This is a genomic window from Streptomyces sp. NPDC007945, assembly GCF_042958885.1.
GTDB lineage: Bacteria > Actinomycetota > Actinomycetes > Streptomycetales > Streptomycetaceae > Streptomyces.
The window spans coordinates 518,878-537,565 of sequence record NZ_JBIBJV010000006.1; the positions used below are offsets into that span (position 1 = coordinate 518,878).

The window sequence follows — 18,688 nt, forward strand, 5'->3', positions numbered from 1 at the left end:
ATTCAGTCGTCTGGGAAGCTAGCCTTCGCCCAAGGTGTCGTCAAGGTTCTTGACCGCGGTGGCGACGGGGACCTAGCGTCCGGGACGGGAGAATCTGAAACATTTCAAGTCGAGGAGCCGCCGTGCAGAGGGTCTGCTTCCTGCTGAAGGTCCGCGCCGGGCGGACGGAGGAGTACCGGGCGCGCCACGCGGAGGTCTGGCAGGAGATGCGCGAGGCGCTCACCGCCTCCGGCTGGCGCAACTACTCGCTCTTCCTCCGCGAGGACGGCCTCCTCGTCGGCTACCTGGAGACCGAGGACTTCGAGCGCGCGAGGAGCGCCATGGAGGCCACCGAGGTGAACGCCCGCTGGCAGGCCGAGATGGGCGGCTTCTTCGAGGAGCTCGACGGCCGGCGGCCGGACGAGGCGATGCGCCCCCTGACCGAGGTCTTCCACCTCGCGTGAGCGGAGCCGCATAGGATGCGACAGGTGGCGGCGACCCCGCGCGGACGGGGCGGAACGGGCAGGACGGACGACCAGGTGGCAGCACGCAGGTGGAACGGGTGACGGGCCCCGCACGCGGCGCCGCGAGCACCCCGAACGGCACGACCGAAGCCCGAAGGACGACGGCCGACCGGCCGCCCGCCGACCGGGCATCCGGTGCGCACGCCGCGACCGGTGCCTCCGTCGAGCCCTCCTCCGGCGCCCCGCACGCCGGGGGGCGGACCGTCGGGATCAAGGACGTGGCGCGGGAGGCCGGGGTCTCCGTCGGCACCGTGTCCAACGTGATCAACCAGCCGGACCGGGTCTCCCCGTCCACCCTGGAGCACGTCCGGCGGGTCATCGACCGGCTCGGCTACGTCCGCAGCGAGTCCGCGCGCCAGCTCCGGGCGGGCCGCAGCCGGATCGTGGCGCTGCTCGTCCTCGACATGGGCAACCCCTTCTTCGTCGACATCGCGCGCGGCGCCGAACGCACCGCGCGCGCCGCCGGGCTCGGCGTCATGGTCTGCAACAGCGACCAGAACCCCCGCGACGAGGCCGACTACCTCTCCCTCTTCGCCGAACAGCGGGTCCGCGGCGTCCTCGTCACCCCCGCCGACGCCGGCGGCGGCAACCTCCGCGACTTCCGCCGCCACGGCATCCCTTACGTGCTCGTCGACCGGGTCGGCGGGGACGGCGGCGGCTGCTCGGTGTCCGTCGACGACGTCGTCGGCGGATCGCTCGCGATCCGCCACCTCGTCGCCACCGGCCACCGCACCTTCGCGTACGTCAGCGGCCCCGCCCACCTCCAGCAGGTGCGGGACCGCCGGGAGGGCGCGCTGCTCGCCCTGGCCGAGGCCGGACTGCCCGCGAGCGCGCTCCGGGAGCTCCCGGCGGAGCGGCTCGACGTGGCCTCGGGCCGCGACGCCGGCTCCCGCCTCCTCGGCCTCGCCGACCGCCCCACCGCCGTCTTCTGCGCCAACGACCTGCTGGCCCTCGGTGTCCTCCAGGCGCTGTACGCGGCCGGGGTGCGGGTCCCGGAGGACATGGCGATCGTCGGCTACGACGACATCGAGTTCGCGGCGGCCGCGACCGTGCCGCTCACCTCCGTGCGCCAGCCGGCCCTGACCCTGGGGGCCAAGGCCGCCGAACTGCTCCTGGAGGAGACCGGCGAGGCGGCGGCGGACCACCGGCACCAGCAGGTGGTGCTCCAGCCGGAGCTGGTCGTCCGCCGCTCCACCCTCGCCCCCCGCTGACGCCGCTCGGGGGGGCGCGGGCTCAGGGCCGTACGCCGAGCAGGTGCTCCAGGGCGAGCTGGTCGAGCCGCTCGAAGGCCATCGAACGGCTCGCGGCCGCGTCGACGTCGAAGGTCTCGTACGCGGTCGGATCGGCCAGCAGCTCCGCCAGGCCCTCCGGCGCGGTCGGCACGGCGAGCTCCGGCAGCCGGGAGGCGGCGAGCGCCTCCCGCACCTCGGCGTCGGCGCGGAAGGCGGCTGCCCGCTCCTTGAGGATCAGGTAGTTCCGCATGCAGTTCTTCGCCGACTCCCAGACCCCGTCGAAGCCGTCCGTGCGGACCGGCTTGAAGTCGAAGTGGCGGGGCCCGGCGTAGCCGGCGGATTCGAGCAGGTCGACCAGCCAGAACGCCTGCCGCAGGTCACCCGCGCCGAAGCGGAAGTCCTGGTCGTACTTGATGCCGGACTGGCCGTTGAGGTCGATGTGGAAGAGCTTGCCCGCCCACAGCGCCTGCGCGATCCCGTGCGGGAAGTTGAGCCCGGCCATCTGCTCGTGGCCCGTCTCCGGGTTCACGCCGACGAGTTCGGGCCGTTCGAGGCGCTCGATGAAGGCGAGGGCGTGCCCGACGGTGGGCAGCAGGATGTCGCCGCGCGGCTCGTTCGGCTTGGGCTCGATCGCGAACCGGAGGTCGTACCCCTGCTCGACGACGTACTGGCCGAGCAGGTCGAAGGCCTCCTTCATCCGGTCCAGGGCCACCCGCACGTCCTTGGCCGCGCCCGACTCGGCGCCCTCGCGCCCGCCCCAGGCGACGTAGGTGGTGGCGCCGAGCTCCACGGCCAGGTCGATGTTCCGGATCGTCTTGCGGAGCGCGTAACGGCGGACGTCCCGGTCGTTGGAGGTGAAGGCGCCGTCCTTGAAGACCGGGTGGGTGAAGAGGTTGGTGGTCGCCATGGGGACCTTGAGGCCGGTGCGGTCGAGGGCGTCCCGGAACCGCTTCACGACGGCCTCGCGCTCCGCGTCCGACGCGCCGAACGGGATCAGGTCGTCGTCGTGGAAGGTGACGCCGTACGCCCCGAGCCCGGCCAGCCGCTCCACCGACTCGACCGGGTCGAGCGCCGGCCGGGTGGCGTCGCCGAAGGGATCGCGGCCCTGCCAGCCGACGGTCCACAGTCCGAAGGTGAAACGGTCCTCGGGGGTGGGGGAGAAACGCTCGGGCATGGGCGGATCCTTCTCTGGCGGGCTGCCACCGGAAGCTGGCGGCCGGATTTGTTTTCTGAGATAACTAATACGCCACGGGTGCCTGGGCACGCCAGCCCCCACCGGGCGACAGAGACAGACGGAGAGAAGAGGTGCGCGCATGCCCGCCAACCGCCCGGCCGAGAGCGGCCCGACGGAGAACGGTTCGATGGGGAGTGGTTCGAGGGGGAGCGGTCCGATCGTGGACCGCTCGGCCGTGAACGGCCCGACGGAGAACGGTTCGAGGGAGAACGGTCCGACGGGGAGGGGCCCGGCGGGGAACGGTCCGGCGGGGAACGGCCCGAGGGGGAGCCGGCCGATCGCGAGCCGCTCGGCCGCGCACCGCTCGGCTGCGAACGGCCCGATCGTGATCGGCGTGGACAGCTCCACGCAGTCCACCAAGGCCGTCGCCGTCGACGTCGCCACCGGTGACGTCCTGGGCCTCGGCCGCGCGCCCCACACCGTCACCGGCACGAACGGCGCCCGCGAGAGCGACCCCGAGGAGTGGTGGACCGCCCTGGTCACCGCCGTCCGCGAGGCCGTACGCGCGGCGGGCGTCGCCCCCGCGCAGGTCACCGCCATCGCCGTCGCGGGACAGCAGCACGGCCTCGTCGCCCTCGGCGCCGACCACCGGCCGCTACGCCCCGCCCTCCTCTGGAACGACACCCGCTCCGCCCCCCAGGCCGTGGCCCTCACCGACGCCCTGGGCGGCCCGAAGGCATGGCTCGCACGCACGGGATCCGTCCCCGTCGCCTCGATGACCGCCGCCAAGTGGCAGTGGCTGCGCGAGCACGAACCCCACCACGCGGAGGCCGCCGCCGCCGTCCGCCTCCCGCACGACCTGCTCACCGAACGCCTCTCCGGCGAGGCCGTGACGGACCCCGGAGACGCCTCGGGCACCTGCTGGTACGCCCCCGCCGACGCCGCCTACGCCCCCGAGCTCCTCGACCTCCTCGGCCTCACCCCCGCGCACCTGCCCGTCGTGGCCCCCACCGGCGCCACCCGCGCGGGAACCCTCACGGCGGCGGCCGCCGACGCCCTCGGCCTGCCCCGCACGGTGGCCGTCGCGGCCGGCACCGGGGACAACATGGCCGCCGCCGTCGGCCTCGGCCTCGGCGCCGCCGGCCTCCTCGACCACCCCGTCGTCAGCCTCGGCACCTCCGGCACCGTCTTCGCCGCCACCCGCGCCCTGCCCGCCGACCCCGCGCTCGCCGGCTTCGCCGCCACCGACGGCACCCGCCTCCCCCTGGGCTGCACCCTCAACTGCACCCTCGCCGTCGACCGCTTCGCCACCCTCCTCGGCCTCGACCGGGAGGACGCCCTCCCCGGCGGCGGGACCGTCGTCCTCCCGTACCTCGACGGCGAACGCACCCCCGACCTCCCCGCCGCCTCGGGCCTCGTCACCGGCCTGCGCCACGCCACCGACCCCCGCGCCGTCCTCGGCGCCGCCTACGAAGGCGCCGCCTTCACCGTCCTGCGCGCCCTCGACGGCCTCCTCGCCGCCTGCGGCCTCGACCCCACCGACCCCGCCGTCCGCGCCCGCCCCCTCCGCCTCATCGGCGGCGGCGCCCGGGGCCGCACCTGGACCGACACGGTCCGCCGCCTCTCCGGCCGCCCCCTCGTCCTCCCCGCCGCCACCGAACTCGTCGCCCTGGGCGCCGCCGCCCTCGCCGCGGCCACCAGCACCGGCGAGGACCCCGTCGCCCTCGCCACCGCCTGGGGCACCGGAGCGGGCGACACCCTGGAGGCGCTGCCCAGGGACACGGAGACGTGGGACCGGATCGAGGGAGTGCTGGAGGCGGCGAGGGCGGGGCTGCTGGCCTGAGCCCGGGCGCGGTCCGAAAGGGACGGCCTAGAGTACGGCGGCGTGGACCCATTGAGACCCGGTCAGGACCCCGCGCGGATAGGCGACCACCTCCTGCTCGGCCGCCTCGGCGCGGGCGGCATGGGCCAGGTGTACCTGGCGCGGTCGCCGGGCGGGGCGATGGTCGCGCTGAAGGTGATCCGGGAGGAGATCACCGGGCACCGGGAGGCGCTGGCCCGGTTCCGGCGCGAGGTCGCCACGGTGCGCGCCGTCCGCAGTCCGCACAGCGCGCGCCTGGTGGACGCGTCGCTCGACGAGCCGCCGTACTGGCTGGCCACCGAGTACGTCCCCGGCCCGACGCTCCGTCAGGCGGTGGCCGCCGAAGGGACGTTCCCGCCGGAGGCCGGCCGCCGGCTGTTCGAGGCCCTCGCGGTCGCCCTGGCGGACGTCCACGCCCACGGGGTGACCCACCGGGACCTCAAGCCGCAGAACGTGATCCTGGCGCCCGAGGGGCCCCGGCTCATCGACTTCGGGATCGCGCGCGGCCTCGACGACACCGCCCTGACACGGACCGGCGCCGCGCCCGGCACCCCGGGCTTCACCGCCCCGGAGGTGCTGCTGCGCAACGAGACCTCCGCCGCCGCCGACGTCTTCGCGCTGGGCGCCACCATGGCGTACGTGACGACGGGCCGGCCTCCCTTCGGCGACGGCCCCGCCGAGGCCGTCTCCTACCGGGCCGTGCACGAGGACATCGACCTGACGGGGGCGGCGGACCCGGACCCCGGGCTGCTCGCGCTGATCCGGGACTGCGTGGCGAAGGACCCCGTCGACCGCCCGGCCCTGACGGAGGTGATCGCCCGCTCCACCGCCCCGGCCCTCCCGCCGACCCGCCTCGCCCCGGACACCACCGGAAACCCGGAACCGGACGCCCCCGGAGCCCTGGAACCGGACGCCCCCGGAGACTTGAAACCGGGCGCCCCCGGAGAGCCTGAACCGGACGAGAGCCGGGGCGAGCGGCCGGGGACGCGGACGGGAGGCGTGGGCACGGGCCGCCGCCCGCGCGGCGGGTGGGGCGCGCTGGCCCTGCTCCTGGTGCTGGCGGGTGTGGCGGGCACCACCGCCTGGCAGGCGTGGCACGACGACGGGAGGAACGGCGGCTCCGGAACCGGCACCGGCACCGGCACCGGCGCCGTCGGCGGGCCGACACCGTCGGGCGCGCCCGGACGGACGACCGCCCCGACCCGCACGTCCCCCGAGCCCGTCGAGCCCGTCGAGTCCGACCCGCCGGCGGAGTCCGCCTCCGAGGTCCGCTGGGCCCTCTCCACGAACCCGAAGCAGGCGCGGCTGGGCATCGGGCAGTGCGACCGGCTCGCCGAGGGCGGCGCGTCCGGCGGTTCCACCTCGACCTCGGTCACGTACACCTCCGGCGCCTCCACGGCCGAGGTGGGCTTCTCCTACACCGGCGAGGGGACCCTCCGCCTGGTGGCCGGCGTGAAGCCGCCCGGCGGAAAGGGATTCGGCCACACCACGCGCCCGATGCGGGTCGGCCCGGCCGGGAAGACCCTGAGGTATCCCCGGGACTTCCCCGGAGCGCCGCCCGTGACCTCCAGGAGCGGCGACTGGACGGTCGTCGTCTACCGCGCCGGCACCGACGACCGGACCACGTGGAAACGCTTCGGTTGCACGGGCTTCCGCGCCCCCGGCTCCAGCGACTGACCGGCCGGCTCCCGGTTGCGGGGGCGACGGCGGAGCCTTGTCGCGCGCGCCGGGCTCGGGCGCGCCTCGGGGTTCGTACGTTTGCCCGCGAGGAGCGGTGGAAGAGTTGACTCCGACGACCGGCCGACCGGGTCGAGTTCGGGGCGGCCGGGCGTCCTCGCCGCCACGACCCGAACGGAGCCCTCCGTTGCGCTTCTACGCCCAGACGCCCGCGCGCCGGAACCGCCAGGTGCTCGCGGACCTGATCGCCGTGGCCCTGATCGCCGTGGCGGTGTGGGTGGCCCTCGCCGTCCGCGGGGCGATCGAGCTGCTGGCCGAACCGGGGCGGAAGGTGGAGAGTTCCGGCGACGGTCTCGCCAGGGAGCTCGGGCGGGCGGGGGACGCGGCGTCGGACGTGCCGTTGGTCGGTGACGTCCTGGAGAAGCCGCTGCGGTCCGCGGCCGATGCCGGGTCGGGGTTCGCCGACGCGGGCGCGGCGTTCCAGGAGACGGTCGCTCAGGTCGCCGATGTCGTGACGGCCGCCCTCATCGTCGTCCCGGTGCTCTTCGTCCTGGCGCTGTGGCTCCCGCCGCGCCTGCGCTGGATCCGCCGGAGCGCCGCCCTGCGCCGCCTCGCCGAGGCTCCCGGGGGCGCCGACCTGCTCGCCCTGCGCGCCCTCACCGGCCCCCCGGCCGCCCTGAACCGGCTGCCCGTGCCGTCCGGCGGATGGGCCGACGCCTGGCGGCGGGCGGACCCGCGGGCGATCGCCGACCTCAGCGCGGTCGCGCTCGACCACGTAGGGCTCCGGCCCTGAAACGGTCGGCCGCCGGTCGGTGAAGTGCGGCGGCGGCCTCGTTCCGCCGCCCCGGTGGCGGCGATACTGATCGTGGTGGGCGCCCCGCCGTCGTGCCGGTCGCGGGACCGGCCGGCGGGGACCGCCCGGTCGATCTCTTCGAGGGGAGCCGTACATGAGCACGGCGAAAGACCTGTTCCTCATCTCCGTGGATCCGGGGCCGGGGCCCGACGTGGGGCAGGGCGACCTGTCGCTGGCGCTCGCGGGAGCCGAACTGATCGATCTCGTCGGCGCTGGAGCCGTCGCCGTGGACGACGATCTCATCGTGCCGGGCGACCCGTCGGGGTCTGACGACCGGCTTCTGGCCGGGGCCGAGGCTGAGCTCGTCCGGCAGCCGCCCCACGAGCGGGTCGAGGACTGGCTGTGGCGCCGGGGCCGGGACCTCGCGGCCGCGTACCGCACCGCCCTTGAGGAGGACGGCGAACTGCGGCGGCGGCGGAGCGGCCGGTTGCCCTTCGGCCCGGAACGGGTCGAGCCGGTCGACACGCCCGCCCTCCGCCGGGCGGTCGGCCGCCGGGACGAGGGGGAGCCCGTCCTGGCCGCGCTCGCCTCGGCCGTGGGGATCGGCGACGGGCGGCCCGACGAGGAGCCCGGTTTCGGCGACGAGGCGGTGACGAGCGTGGTGGCCGCCGTCCACGACGCGGTCATGGAGCTGGAGGCCGTGCGGCAGCGGCGGACCATCGAGAACACGGCCTTCGCCAACGTCTGGCGCGGGCCGTGAGCCGGTCGCCCGACCGGAACCGGTGACACCGGCTCTCCTCCGTCCGCACCGGAGGGGGGTCGCTCAGTCCCCGTACACCAGGAGCAAGCACAGGGCCGCGAACGGCACCACGGACCCGGCGAGCAGCGCCAGCGCGGTCGGGACCGCCGCCGTCAGCCGTGCCCGTCCCTTGCGGCGGCCCGACCGGTACACCGCGCGGGCCGGAACGAACGGCAGCGCGAGAAGGGCGAGGAGGAGCACCGGCACCAGGAACCGGCTGAACGCGGTGGTCCCGGTGCCGGTGGCCAGGTGCCATACGGTCGTACCGAAGACCGTCACGGGCCAGGCGAGGAGGCCGAGGGCGAGAGCCGAGGCCGCCACGACGGCCAGCCCCTCGGTCAGCCGTTCGGAGCGCGTGCGCTCCCCCCGTGTTTCCCCTGCCCGACCGTGTTCCATGTCCGCCCCCCGGCGCCGCGGCCCGACATCGGAGGCACTCCGGGGCCGCAGGTGCGATGATCTCACGCCCCGCCGCCCCACTGCCGACCGGCGGGATCCCCCGCGCCCTCGGATCGGTCCGCCCCTCCTCGGCCCAGGTGTACGCCCGCCTTGCGAGCGGCCACGCGGCCGTCGGGATGACGCGGAGCCCCCAGTCGAGTGTGGCGCCCGACCCGAAGCCGAGCGCGGCGTCGAGCGTGGGGGCCGAGCGCGGTGCCCGGCGCCCGCGCCCGCCCCGCCGGTCACGCCCGTCTCGCCGGCTCCCGCCGTCCCGCCCGCCCCGGTCGTCTAGCCCGCCGCGTCCTTCTCGCCCGGTGCGTCCTTCTCGTCCTCGTCCCCGTCGGCGGGCCGCTGTTCGGCCTTCGCCGTGGCGAGTTCCGCCGCTGCGGAGTAGGTCTCCGGGACCGACAGGAGTGCGGTCACGCCGCGCGCCGCCGCGCCCGCCGCACGCACCACGGCCTCCGCCAGTTCCTCCACCATCACGGCCCCCTTGTTCTCGGCGTTCCATGGTCGTACTCGGTAGTACGACCTGCTTCACCCCTACTGACGTGCGGAGACGTCGGAAGGTTGAGCGGACGCCGCGGATTTCGAGGCGGTCACGAAGGCGCGGACCAGGGCGTGGTCCTTCACGCCGGGCGCGGACTCGACGCCGCTGGAGACGTCCACCCCCCAGGGGCGGGCGGTGGCGATGGCCTCGGCGACGTTCCCGGGCGCGAGGCCGCCCGCGAGGAGCCAGTGGCCCTCGGGGCGGGCGGTGTCCAGGAGCGACAGGTCCCAGCGCGAACCCGAGCCCGCCTTCGGCGAGTCGAGCAGCAGGACCTCCTCGCCCAGCGCGCCCACGCGCGTGTCGGGCCCGTCGGCGAGCGCGGTCGCCCGCCACAGGCGCGGGTGGACGGCCGCGGCCGCCTCGAACTCCGCGGGCCCGTAGGCGCGGCCGTGCAGCTGGAGCGCGTCGAAGCCGAGGTCGGCGGCGATCCGGGCGGCTTCGGCGGCCGGTGTGTCGTTGACGACGAGGACCGACACCACCCCGTCCGGGACCCGTCCCACGAGGCCCGGCACCCGGTCCCGGTCCAGGCCCCGGACGCTGGTGCCGCTGATGACGAGGCCGATCGCGTCCGCGCCCGCCTCGGCGGCCACGTCGATGTCGGCGGTCGTGGCGAGCCCGCACACCTTGACGAACACTCTGTCGCTCCTCTGCTTCGGTCCCGGCGCCGCCGAGCCTACTGACCGCGTCCGGCGGCGTCGATCCGCCGCTGGTGGACCCGCAGATGGAGGGTGGCCAGGTCGAGCAGCGGAGTCGGTACGTCCAGGGCGCGGGCCCGCGCGGTCAGGTCGCCGAAGAGGTGCTCGACCTCCGTGGGCCGTCCCGCCACCAGGTCCCGGTAGAGGGAGGGCACCATCGGGGAGCCGGGGGCCGCCACGACGGCGAGGGTCGCCGCGCGCTCGGCCTCCGGCAGCGGGTGCCCGGCCGCCGCGGCGACCGCCGCGCCCTCGGCGAGGACCGCGGGGCCGAGGTCGGGGCCGCCGGGGGAGTCGTACACCTCGCCGACGGTGCCGCGCATCAGGCTCGTCACGGCGCCGATCGTGGTGATGAAGACCCACTTGTGCCACATCGCGGTGACGATCGACGCGGGCACGGGCGCGTCGATGCCGGCGCCCTCCAGGACCGTACGTATCTCCTTCACGCGCGACGAGACCGTGCCGTCGCGTTCGCCGAGCGCGAGGTGCGCCAGCGGCGCGAGCCGCCGGATGGTCCCCGCGTCGTCGAGCGTCGTCACCACCTTCGCGACCCCGCCGAGGACGGCGCCGGCGCCGAAGCGGGCGTCGAGGGCGTCGAGATGGGCCATGCCGTTCAGCAGCGGCAGCACCGCCGTGCCCGGGGAGACGAAGGGGGCCAGGTCCGCCAGGGCGGCGTCGAGGGCGGTCGACTTCACGCCGAGCAGGACGAGGTCGTACGGGCCTCCCGCCGGTGCCTCGCCGGCCGTGACGAGCCGGGGCGCGTCGAGGACCCACTCCTCGTCCCGCCCGGCCACCCGCAGCCCGCCCGCGCGGAGCGCCGCCGCGCGGCCGGGCCGCACCAGGAAGGTGACGTCCCGCCCGGCGCGGGCCAGCATCGTGCCGAAGTAACCACCGGTGGCGCCGGCGCCGACGACCAGGATCTTCATGAGGTTCCTCTCGTGGAGAGCATCGTGGGGAGCAGCGGGGTGAGCAGACGGTGCGGGCGGGCCAGGGCCGCCGTGACCGGGTCGGCGTCGTCGCCGGGCGGGGGGAGCCCGGGGCCGGGCGCGACCAGGAGGTCACCGGGCGGGACGGCGGCCCCGCAGCCGGAGCAGCGGCCGTCGGGGCCGGTCGGCGCTCCGTCGGCGTGGTGCAGGAAGACCCGGCGGGGACCCTCGCCGTTGGCCGGGTAGTGCTCCTCGCCCCAGTCGGTGAGGGCCCGGACGGCAGGCCACAGCCCGAGGCCCTTCTCCGTGAGGACGTACACCTCGCGCCGGCCGCCGCCCGGATCCCGGTGCCGGTCGAGGACACCGGCGCCGGTCAGCCAGGCCAGCCGCTCGGTGAGCACGGACCGGGGTACGGCGAGGTGCGCGGCGAACTCGCCGAACCTGCGCACGCCGTAGAAGGCGTCCCGCAGGATCAGCAGCGTCCAGCGCTCGCCGACGACCTCCATGGCACGGGCGAGGGAGCAGCTCTGGCCGCGGTAGTCGCGTGGAAGGGTCATGGGGAGCAGCCTAGTCGGAAGAGTTCGGTCACCGAACTCTTTTTCCTGGGCCTGAAGCGCCGTGGTCGGGTCCCCCCCCCGGGGTGCGAGGCCGTCGTCGTCGGCGGCGTCGGGCCCGCGGGCGACGGCTTCACCGCCGCGGAGCCCGCCCCACGACGGCCGGGCCGCCGCCCGAGGACGGTCGGGCCGCCGCCCGAGGACGGTCGGGCCGTCCCACGACGGTCGGGCCTCCGTCCCGCGACGACGACCGGGCCTCCGCGATGGCCAGGGCTCCGCCCCGCGACGCCCGGGCCTCCGCCCCACGACGGCCGGGCCTCCGCCCCGCGACGGTCGGGGGTTCGTCGCCGGGCGGTCAGGCCTTCGCCCCGCGACGGTCAGGCCTTCGCCCCGCGACGCCCGGGCCTCCGCCCCGCGACGGTCGGGCCTTCGCCCCGTGACGGCTCGACCGGCCCGCGTTTCCGCTTCCCGGCGGCCGTTTCGGTCCCCGGACGGGGTATTTCTGTTCGAGTGAAAGGGCCGACTAGGCTCTCGCTCACGATGAACCAGCCCACGGAACCCAAGGCCGACAAGTCGGGCGTGCGCCGGCACAACCTGAGTCTCGTCCTCAGGACCGTCCACGACGCCGGCGAGACCACCCGGGCCGCCGTCGCCGCCCGCGTCGGCCTCACCCGGCCCGCCGTCTCCTCGCTCGTCGAGCAGCTCCTCGACCTCGGGTTCCTGGTCGAGTCCGGGAAGACCTTCAGCGGCCAGGCGGGCCGTCCCGGCACCGTCCTCAAGCCGGCCGGGACCGGGCCCGCGGGGCTCGGCGTCGAGATCAACGTCGCGTACGTCTCCGTCTGCCTCGTGGACCTCACCGGCACCGACCGCATCCGCCGCACCGAGCGGCTGGACAACCGCTCCGACGCCCCCGCCGTCCTCGCCCGCGCGGCCGGGGTCGCCGCCGACGCCCTCGCCGAGGCCGACGCCCTCGGCCTCGCCCCGGCGGGCGCCGCGCTCGCCCTGCCCGGCCTGATCTCCGGCGGCACCGTCCGCCAGGCCCCCAACCTCGGCTGGCACGACACCCCCGCCGAGCGCCTCTTCGGCGAAGCGCTCGCCGCGCTGCGCCCCGCCGCGGGCCCGCTGCCCGTCGCCTCCGACAACGAGGCCAACATGGCGGCCCTCGCCGAGCTCCGCTTCGGCACCCCCGGCACGCCCCGCACCTTCCTCCACCTCACCGGCGAGACCGGCGTCGGCGGCGCCGTCGTCGTCCACGGCGAACTCCTGCGCGGCGCCCACGGGTTCGCCGGTGAGATCGGCCACCTCGTCGTCGACGCCACCGGCCCCCGCTGCCGCTGCGGCTCGCGCGGCTGCCTGGAGCAGTACGCCGGCCAGACCGCGCTGCTGCGCGCCGCGGACGCCGCCGACGTGGACGAACTCGCCGGGTGCGCCGAGCGCGGCGACGCCCGCGCGCTCGCGGCCCTCGCCGAGGCCGGCCGGATGCTCGGCCGGGCCCTCTCCGGCGCGGTGAACCTCCTCGATCCCGAGGCCGTCGTCCTCGGCGGCATCTATCCGCGCCTGATGCCGTGGCTGGCCCCCGCCGTCACCGCGGAACTCGCCGAACGGGTCGTCTCGGGCCTCTGGCCGGCCGACGCCGGCCGGCTGCGCGCCGCCTCCCCGGCCGCCGACGCGGCCCGCGGCGCCGCCGCCCTCGTCCTCCACGACATCCTCGCGGACCCCCTCGCCCACACCCTCTGAGCCCCCCTCCACTCGGGGGACGGGCCGGCCGCCCGCCACGCGCGCGTGTGCGGGGGAAGCGCGGTGATGGTCGGGCTCAGGATCCTCCAGCACCCGCCACGCGCGCGAGCGCGGGGGAAACCTTCGGCATCCGCGGCTTCGTCCGAGCCCGCCACGCGCGCGTGCGCCGGGGACGGAGAAATGGCCGGGCGGGCGCGGCCGGAGCCCGGCTAGGGTGCGGAGATGTCGCAGATCGTCCTACCGCCCAAGCCGCGCCCCGGCGACCGGATCGCCGTGCTGTCGCCCGCTGCCGGACTGCCCGAAGTGCTGCCGCTCCCCTTCGACCTCGGCGTGCGGCGGCTGTCCGAGGAGTACGGACTCGTGCCCGTCGAGTACCCGACCACGCGCAAGCTCGGCGCGTCCGCCGAGGACCGGGCCGCCGATCTGCACGCGGCCTTCGCCGACCCGTCGGTCGCGGCGATCGTCGCCAGCATCGGCGGCGACGACCAGATCACCGTCCTGCCGCACCTCGACGACGCGTTGATCCGCGCCCATCCGAAGCCGTTCTTCGGCTTCAGCGACAACACCAACCTCCTGATGCGGCTGTGGAACCTCGGCGTGGTCGGCTACCACGGGGCCGCGGTGATGACCCAGTTCGGGCGGCCCGGAGCCGTCCACCCCGTCACCGACGCCTCCGTCCGGGCCGCGCTCTTCGGATCGGGTCCGTACGAACTCCCCGCCCCCTCCGACACCAACGACGTCGAACGGCCCTGGGAGGACCCCCGCACCTTCGACTCCGCGCCCGCCATGGAACCGGCCGGCCCCTGGCACTGGCACCGTGCCGGGCGGGTCGTCGAGGGCCGCTCCTGGGGCGGCTGCCTGGAGATCGTCGCGCAGCTCCTCATGGCCGGGCGGGAGATCGCGGAGCCGGAGGCCTACGAGGGCGGGGTGCTGTTCCTGGAGACCTCCGAGCTGCTGCCCTCCGCCGACGAGGTCTTCCGGATCCTGCGGGCCATGGGGGAGCGAGGGCTGCTCGCCCGCTTCCCCGCGCTGCTCATGGGCCGGGCCCGCGCCTGGTCCTTCGAGACGCCGAACGACGCCGCCGCCCGGGCCGCCTACCGGGAGGCCCAGCGCGCCGCCGTGCTGCGCGCGCTCGACGCGTACGCCCCCGAGACGATGGCCGTCTTCGACGTGGACCTGGGGCACACCGACCCGCAGGTGGTGATCCCGTACGGCGGCACCGTCCGCGTCGACGGCCCCGCCCGCCGGATCACCGTCACCTACTGACCGTCTCGCGCCCCGGTGCCGGCTCCTCGCCCGCCCGACACCCCGTCCGCCCGCTGCCGGTCCGCCGTCTCGTGCCGCACCAGATGGTCCCGGACCAGCGCCACGTGCGGGTGGGCCGGCGGGCCCGGCCGGTGCACCAGGAAACCGGTGTTGATCGGCGGGTCCTCCGGCAGGTGGAGCGGTACGAGGGCACCCGAGGCGAGCTCCGCCGCGCACAGGTAGCGGGGCAGCACGCTCACCCCGGCGCCGCCCGCCACCGCCGCCCGTACCGCGCGCAGGTCCGGGACGGTGACCGCGGGCACGGCCGTCAGACGGCGGCCGAAGACGTGGCGCCAGTAGCGGCGCAGGATCGGCAGGTCCTCGGCGTACGCGACGAGGGGGACGCCGTGCAGCGCGGCGGGCCCCTCCGCGGCGATCCGGTCGCCGAGCCGCTCCGCCCAGACGGGGGCGCCGACGAGGACGAACTCCTCGTCGGAGAGCGGCAGCCAGGCGAGGCTGCGGCCCCGGGGCCGTACCGTCGCCACCACCAGGTCGTGCCGTCCGGCCCGCAGCTCGTCGAGCAGCCCGTCGGTGAGGCCGAAGGAGACCCGCAGCCGCACCCCGCGCTCGACCAGCGGCGCGAGCGTCGGCAGCACGCTGTGCGCGAGGAACTCGGCCGGGCCCGCCAGGTGGACCGGCTCGGCGGGCCCCTCCTCGCCGGGCCGGCCGGTCGCCGCCCCGGCGGCGATCCCCAGCGCGTCCAGCGGGCCCATGATCCGCGCGGCGAGGTCGTCCGCGAACGGTGTGGGCGCCGCCCCGCGCGGCCCCCGCTCGAACAACTCCCGCCCGAGCCGTCCCTCCAGCGCCCTGATCTGCGCGGTCACCGTCGGCTGCGAAACCCCCAGGATCCGTGCCCCCGCGGTGAAGGCCCCGGCCCGGTACACGGCGAGAAAGGTGCGCAGCTGGTTGAGGTCCGGCAGCCCGCCGTTCCCCGCCCCCGGCCCGGACCCGCTTCCGGGGCCGAACCCCGCCCCGGACTCAGGTCCGGACCCGCTTCCAGGGCCGGAGTCCGGCCCGAACCCCGGCCCGGACTCCGGGCCGCTCACCCGCCCGGGGCCGCCGCCCGAGCCCGCCGCGTTCCGTGAGCCATCGGAATTTCTATCGTCCACATGCCCGAGCCTATTGGATTCCCATGGGTCGTCGCGCCTACGGTCGAACCCTCGCCGGTCCGGCGGTCCCCGTGAGGGGCCCGGGCCGGACCGCTCCCACGAACGAGAGGCCCGCAGACCCATGTCGAAGATCCTTTTCGTACTGACCGGTGCCGACCACTGGACCCTCGCCGACGGCACGAAGCACCCCACCGGCTTCTGGGCCGAGGAGGTCGTCGCGCCGTACGAGGCGTTCGCCGCGGCCGGCCACGAGGTCGTCGTCGCCACCCCCGGCGGCGTCGTTCCCACCGTCGACCGGGGCAGCCTGGCCCCCGAGGTCAACGGCGGCCCCGAGGGCGCCGACCGCGTCGCCGCCGCCCTCGACGCCTTCGCGGCGCTGCGGGAGCCGCTCCGCCTGGCGGACGTGGAACTCGCCGAGTACGACGCCGTCTTCTACCCCGGCGGCCACGGCCCCATGGAGGACCTCTCCGTGAGCGCCGAATCGGGGCGGCTGCTGATCGACGTCCTGGACTCCGGCAAGCCGCTCGCGGTCGTCTGCCACGGCGCGGCCGCGCTCCTCGCCGCCGTGGGCGAGGACGGCGCCAACGCCTTCGCCGGCCGCCGCGTCGCGGCCTTCACCGACGCCGAGGAGACCCAGGCCGGGCTGGCCGCGAGGGCGAAGTGGCTCCTGGAGACCCGGCTCCGCGAGGCCGGCGTCGACGTGGACGCCGGTGAGCCCTGGGCCCCGCACGTGGTCGTCGACGGCGCCCTCGTCACCGGCCAGAACCCCGCTTCCTCCGCCGCCCTCGCGGACGAGGTCCTGAAGAAGCTGGCCTGACGCCCGCCCGGGCGCCCGCTCAGGCCCCGGCCGCCTCCCGGGCGATCCGGTCGAACTGGGCGCCCATCGCGGCGGCGAGGGCCTGGGCGGCGGAGAGCGGGCGGACCATGACGGTGAAGTCGTCGATCAGCCCGTCCTCGTCGAAGTGCAGGAAGTCGCAGCCCTGGATCCGCTTGCCGTCGACGGTGGCGGTGAAGACGAAGGCGTGGTCCCGCCCGTCCGGATTCGCGATCTCGCGGACGTAGGTGAAGTCCTCGAAGACGCGCAGGACGCCGCGGAGGATCGCCGCGGTGATCGCCTTGCCGGTGTACGGCTTGAAGGCGATCGGGCTGGTGAAGAGGACGTCCTCGGCGAGCAGCGCCTCGACGGCGGCCTCGTCGCGGTTCTCGACGGCGGTACGGAAGGGGTGCACGGGACCTCCACGGCGTCCAAAGCGATACGTCGACACTCAACGAACGATATTCAACGAATTGAATAGGTGTACCGGAGGGTAAGTTCCCGGTGAGCACTTGTCCAGGGGGCGGCCGGGGCACTCTCCTCCCGCTCCCACGGGCGTTGTCAGTGGCAGCGCCTACCGTTCGGATCATGACGACGACGACCTATCTGGAGCTGTCGCAGGACGGCGGCGGTGCCCACAAGTTCTACGAAGTGACCGTCGACGGCCTGGAGGTGTCGGTCCGTTACGGCCGCATCGGCACGGCCGGCCAGGCCCAGCGCTCCACCTTCGCCACCGCCGACAAGGCGCGCGCCGCCGCGGCCAAGAAGATCGGCGAGAAGGTCCGCAAGGGGTACGCCCCCGCCGTGCCCGGTCAGCGGGCGGCCCGCGCCGTCACCCGCCGGGCGGTCGGCTCCGCCCCCTCCACGGCCCGCGCCGTCGCGCCCGTCCTCTGGCGCTTCCGGACCGGCTCCGCCGCCTTCGGCATCCACGTCGACGAGGAGCGGATCTGGGTCGGCAACCAGGCGGGGGACGTCTTCACCCTGGACCACGGCGGCGAGGTGCTGGCCCGCTTCGGTCTGCCCGACGGCGTGAAGTGCCTGGTCGCCGACGACTTCTGGATCTACGCGGGCTGCGACGACGGCAAGGTCTACGACCTCTCCTCCAAACTGCCCTTCGCCGCCTACGAGATCGGCGCCGACGTCGACATCTTCTGGCTCGACATCCACGAGGGCGTCCTCGACGTCGCCGACCGCTCAGGCCGGCTCACCGTCATCGACCACGAGGACGAGCACCAGTGGTCCCGCTCCGGCCGCGGCGAGTACGCCTGGATGGTCCGGGCGGACGGCCGCGCCGTCTACTACGGCGACACCAGCGGCGTCACCGCCTATGCGGCGGACGGCACCGGCGAGCTGTGGCGGACCGCCACCGACGGCGCGGTCCTCTTCGGCTGGCAGGAGACCGGCTCCGTCTACGCGGGCACCGGCCACCGCAAGGTGCAGCGGCTGGCCAAGGCCGACGGCCGCGTCGAGGCCGTCTACGCCTGCGACGCGAGCGTGTACTCCTGCGCCACCTCGCCCGGCGGCCGGTTCGTCTTCGCCGGCGACTCCGCCTCCTCCGTCTACTGCTTCGCCGAGGACGGCACCCGGCTGTGGAAGCTGTCCACCGGCGGCGGCTCCGCGCTCTCCATGCAGTACCGCGACGAGCGGCTCTACCTCGTCACCACCGACGGTTCGCTGGTCTGCGTGGACGCGAGCGAGGGCGCGATCGAGGCCGCCCAGCAGGGCAGCGTGCCCGTCGTACGGGACGTCAAGCTGGCCGCCGCCCTGCCCACCTACACCCCGGCCACCACCGCCGCGGCCGTTGCCACCGTCGTCTCCGTGCAGGAGGCGCCGAGCGGCTCCATCGTCGTCGAGTGCGTCCGCGAGGGCGGCCGCAGCCGCGTCCGGGTGGTCAGCCACGGCTACGAGCCGTCGTGGAACGTGCAGTTCCCGCGGGCCATCCGCGAGCCCGGCGCCCGGTACGTCGTCGAGGCGCTGCACCCGGCGGCCGGCGGCTTCTACCGGGTGCGCGGCGAGATCCGGCGGCTGCTGTGAGCCGGGACCCGGGCGGCAAGGGCGCCTTCGAGGCGGCGACGGGCGACGGTCCGCCGCTCGCCGGCGATGCCGAGCAGCGCTCCCGCGAGGTCAGGTCCGCGCTCGACGGACTCCGGCAGATCCGGCGTCTGACCGCCGGCCGGGACGGCGCGGGCGGAGCCGTCCCCGCCGAGTGGGAGCGGCGGCAGCCGGTGCGGGCCGTGGCCCTGGCCCTGGAGGCCGGCGGGCTCGCGCCCTCGGCGGCGGACGCGGACGGGTCCAGGACGGCGACCGGCTACCGGGTGAGGGCGGGGGAGCGGCCGGCCACCGCCGTCGTCGAGTGGCTGGGGCCGCCCGGCTCCGGCGCCGCCGGGCAGGAGACCACCGCCCTGGCGGAGTGCGCCGACGCCCTCGCCCGGCTCGGCTGGGAGGCCCTGCTCTACAAGGGCCCGCGCGGCCGCCGCTTCCTGGAGGTGGAACCGGCCGCGACGGCCCCCGGCCCGGCCCCGTCCTGAAG

General features: G+C 75.8%; 19 protein-coding genes. 11 read left to right on the top strand and 8 right to left on the bottom strand.

Translation table 11 applies throughout. The features are described 5' to 3' along the window. Positions 1-122: 122 nt before the first annotated feature. A complete protein-coding gene (locus tag ACFZCF_RS22015) occupies positions 123-443 on the top strand; it encodes an L-rhamnose mutarotase (RefSeq protein WP_391288156.1) in 321 nt (106 codons plus the stop codon). A 269-nt stretch (positions 444-712) separates the two neighbouring features. After that, a complete protein-coding gene (locus ACFZCF_RS22020; RefSeq protein ID WP_388446370.1) occupies positions 713-1,714 on the top strand; it encodes a LacI family DNA-binding transcriptional regulator in 1,002 nt (333 codons plus the stop codon). A gap of 22 nt (positions 1,715-1,736) precedes the next feature. On the opposite strand, the gene xylA is transcribed toward ACFZCF_RS22020, so the two are convergent. Beyond that, complete coding sequence (gene xylA, locus ACFZCF_RS22025; RefSeq protein WP_388446248.1) at positions 1,737-2,909, bottom strand: xylose isomerase; 1,173 nt, start codon at positions 2,907-2,909, stop codon at positions 1,737-1,739. 385 nt (positions 2,910-3,294) lie between these two features. Here xylA and xylB point away from each other — a divergent pair, with 385 nt between their 5' ends. The 4 genes from xylB to ACFZCF_RS22045 all read left to right on the top strand — a co-directional run bounded on the left by xylB (position 3,295) and on the right by ACFZCF_RS22045 (position 8,000). Further along, complete coding sequence (gene xylB / locus ACFZCF_RS22030) at positions 3,295-4,752, top strand: xylulokinase (RefSeq protein ID WP_391288159.1); 1,458 nt, start codon at positions 3,295-3,297, stop codon at positions 4,750-4,752. 42 nt (positions 4,753-4,794) lie between these two features. Then, entirely contained in the window at positions 4,795-6,447 is a 1,653-nt protein-coding gene (locus tag ACFZCF_RS22035) for a protein kinase (protein WP_391288160.1), read from the top strand. Positions 6,448-6,634: 187 nt separating this feature from the next. After that, the gene (locus ACFZCF_RS22040; RefSeq protein ID WP_388446257.1) at positions 6,635-7,240 is read left to right on the top strand and encodes a hypothetical protein; all 606 of its coding nucleotides are present in this window, start codon (positions 6,635-6,637) and stop codon (positions 7,238-7,240) included. A gap of 154 nt (positions 7,241-7,394) precedes the next feature. Then, positions 7,395-8,000, top strand: a complete 606-nt coding sequence (locus ACFZCF_RS22045; RefSeq protein WP_388446260.1) for a GPP34 family phosphoprotein — start codon at positions 7,395-7,397, stop codon at positions 7,998-8,000. 63 nt (positions 8,001-8,063) lie between these two features. Here the strand turns inward: ACFZCF_RS22045 and ACFZCF_RS22050 are convergent, their stop codons facing one another. From ACFZCF_RS22050 to ACFZCF_RS22070, 5 genes are all read right to left on the bottom strand, one after another. Then, entirely contained in the window at positions 8,064-8,360 is a 297-nt protein-coding gene (locus ACFZCF_RS22050) for a hypothetical protein (protein ID WP_391288163.1), read from the bottom strand. A 402-nt stretch (positions 8,361-8,762) separates the two neighbouring features. Then, positions 8,763-8,954, bottom strand: coding sequence for a hypothetical protein (locus ACFZCF_RS22055; RefSeq protein WP_388446266.1), 192 nt, complete (start codon positions 8,952-8,954; stop codon positions 8,763-8,765). Between the two features lie 60 nt (positions 8,955-9,014). Beyond that, positions 9,015-9,656 carry a phosphoribosylanthranilate isomerase gene (locus ACFZCF_RS22060; RefSeq protein ID WP_391288166.1) on the bottom strand — a complete coding sequence of 214 codons (642 nt, stop codon included), beginning with the start codon at positions 9,654-9,656 and terminating at the stop codon, positions 9,015-9,017. Positions 9,657-9,694: 38 nt separating this feature from the next. Beyond that, complete coding sequence (locus tag ACFZCF_RS22065) at positions 9,695-10,639, bottom strand: 2-dehydropantoate 2-reductase (protein WP_391288168.1); 945 nt, start codon at positions 10,637-10,639, stop codon at positions 9,695-9,697. After that, the gene (locus ACFZCF_RS22070; protein WP_391288170.1) at positions 10,636-11,196 is read right to left on the bottom strand and encodes a winged helix-turn-helix transcriptional regulator; all 561 of its coding nucleotides are present in this window, start codon (positions 11,194-11,196) and stop codon (positions 10,636-10,638) included. Before ACFZCF_RS22070 ends, ACFZCF_RS22065 begins: the two co-directional genes overlap by 4 nt. Before the next feature lie 537 nt (positions 11,197-11,733). Between ACFZCF_RS22070 and ACFZCF_RS22075 the strand changes: the two genes are divergently transcribed. Then, complete coding sequence (locus tag ACFZCF_RS22075) at positions 11,734-12,930, top strand: ROK family protein (RefSeq protein WP_391288172.1); 1,197 nt, start codon at positions 11,734-11,736, stop codon at positions 12,928-12,930. A 222-nt stretch (positions 12,931-13,152) separates the two neighbouring features. After that, entirely contained in the window at positions 13,153-14,196 is a 1,044-nt protein-coding gene (locus ACFZCF_RS22080; RefSeq protein WP_391288174.1) for an LD-carboxypeptidase, read from the top strand. Here the strand turns inward: ACFZCF_RS22080 and ACFZCF_RS22085 are convergent. After that, complete coding sequence (locus ACFZCF_RS22085; RefSeq protein ID WP_391288260.1) at positions 14,190-15,155, bottom strand: LysR substrate-binding domain-containing protein; 966 nt, start codon at positions 15,153-15,155, stop codon at positions 14,190-14,192. The genes ACFZCF_RS22080 and ACFZCF_RS22085 overlap by 7 nt on opposite strands. A gap of 310 nt (positions 15,156-15,465) precedes the next feature. Here ACFZCF_RS22085 and ACFZCF_RS22090 point away from each other — a divergent pair, with 310 nt between their 5' ends. Next, a complete protein-coding gene (locus ACFZCF_RS22090; RefSeq protein ID WP_391288175.1) occupies positions 15,466-16,161 on the top strand; it encodes a DJ-1/PfpI family protein in 696 nt (231 codons plus the stop codon). A 19-nt stretch (positions 16,162-16,180) separates the two neighbouring features. Here ACFZCF_RS22090 and ACFZCF_RS22095 read toward each other — a convergent pair whose 3' ends face one another. After that, complete coding sequence (locus ACFZCF_RS22095; RefSeq protein ID WP_388448200.1) at positions 16,181-16,573, bottom strand: nuclear transport factor 2 family protein; 393 nt, start codon at positions 16,571-16,573, stop codon at positions 16,181-16,183. A gap of 173 nt (positions 16,574-16,746) precedes the next feature. On the opposite strand from ACFZCF_RS22095, the gene ACFZCF_RS22100 reads away from it, so the two are divergent. Further along, a complete protein-coding gene (locus ACFZCF_RS22100) occupies positions 16,747-18,192 on the top strand; it encodes a WGR domain-containing protein (protein WP_388448202.1) in 1,446 nt (481 codons plus the stop codon). After that, positions 18,189-18,686: a hypothetical protein gene (locus tag ACFZCF_RS22105; protein ID WP_391288178.1), complete on the top strand. Its 498-nt coding sequence runs from the start codon at positions 18,189-18,191 to the stop codon at positions 18,684-18,686. Before ACFZCF_RS22100 ends, ACFZCF_RS22105 begins: the two co-directional genes overlap by 4 nt. Positions 18,687-18,688: the final 2 nt, after the last annotated feature.

What these genes read in the sequence shown, in the direction of transcription:
- ACFZCF_RS22100 (WP_388448202.1), top strand. Translation starts at nt 16,747, where the DNA reads ATGACGACGACGACCTATCTGGAGCTGTCGCAGGACGGCGGCGGTGCC.
- ACFZCF_RS22080 (WP_391288174.1), top strand. Translation starts at nt 13,153, where the DNA reads ATGTCGCAGATCGTCCTACCGCCCAAGCCGCGCCCCGGCGACCGGATC.
- ACFZCF_RS22065 (WP_391288168.1), bottom strand. Translation starts at nt 10,639, where the DNA reads ATGAAGATCCTGGTCGTCGGCGCCGGCGCCACCGGTGGTTACTTCGGC.
- ACFZCF_RS22055 (WP_388446266.1), bottom strand. Translation starts at nt 8,954, where the DNA reads ATGGTGGAGGAACTGGCGGAGGCCGTGGTGCGTGCGGCGGGCGCGGCG.
- ACFZCF_RS22090 (WP_391288175.1), top strand. Translation starts at nt 15,466, where the DNA reads ATGTCGAAGATCCTTTTCGTACTGACCGGTGCCGACCACTGGACCCTC.
- xylA (WP_388446248.1), bottom strand. Translation starts at nt 2,909, where the DNA reads ATGCCCGAGCGTTTCTCCCCCACCCCCGAGGACCGTTTCACCTTCGGA.
- ACFZCF_RS22070 (WP_391288170.1), bottom strand. Translation starts at nt 11,196, where the DNA reads ATGACCCTTCCACGCGACTACCGCGGCCAGAGCTGCTCCCTCGCCCGT.
- ACFZCF_RS22075 (WP_391288172.1), top strand. Translation starts at nt 11,734, where the DNA reads ATGAACCAGCCCACGGAACCCAAGGCCGACAAGTCGGGCGTGCGCCGG.
- ACFZCF_RS22045 (WP_388446260.1), top strand. Translation starts at nt 7,395, where the DNA reads ATGAGCACGGCGAAAGACCTGTTCCTCATCTCCGTGGATCCGGGGCCG.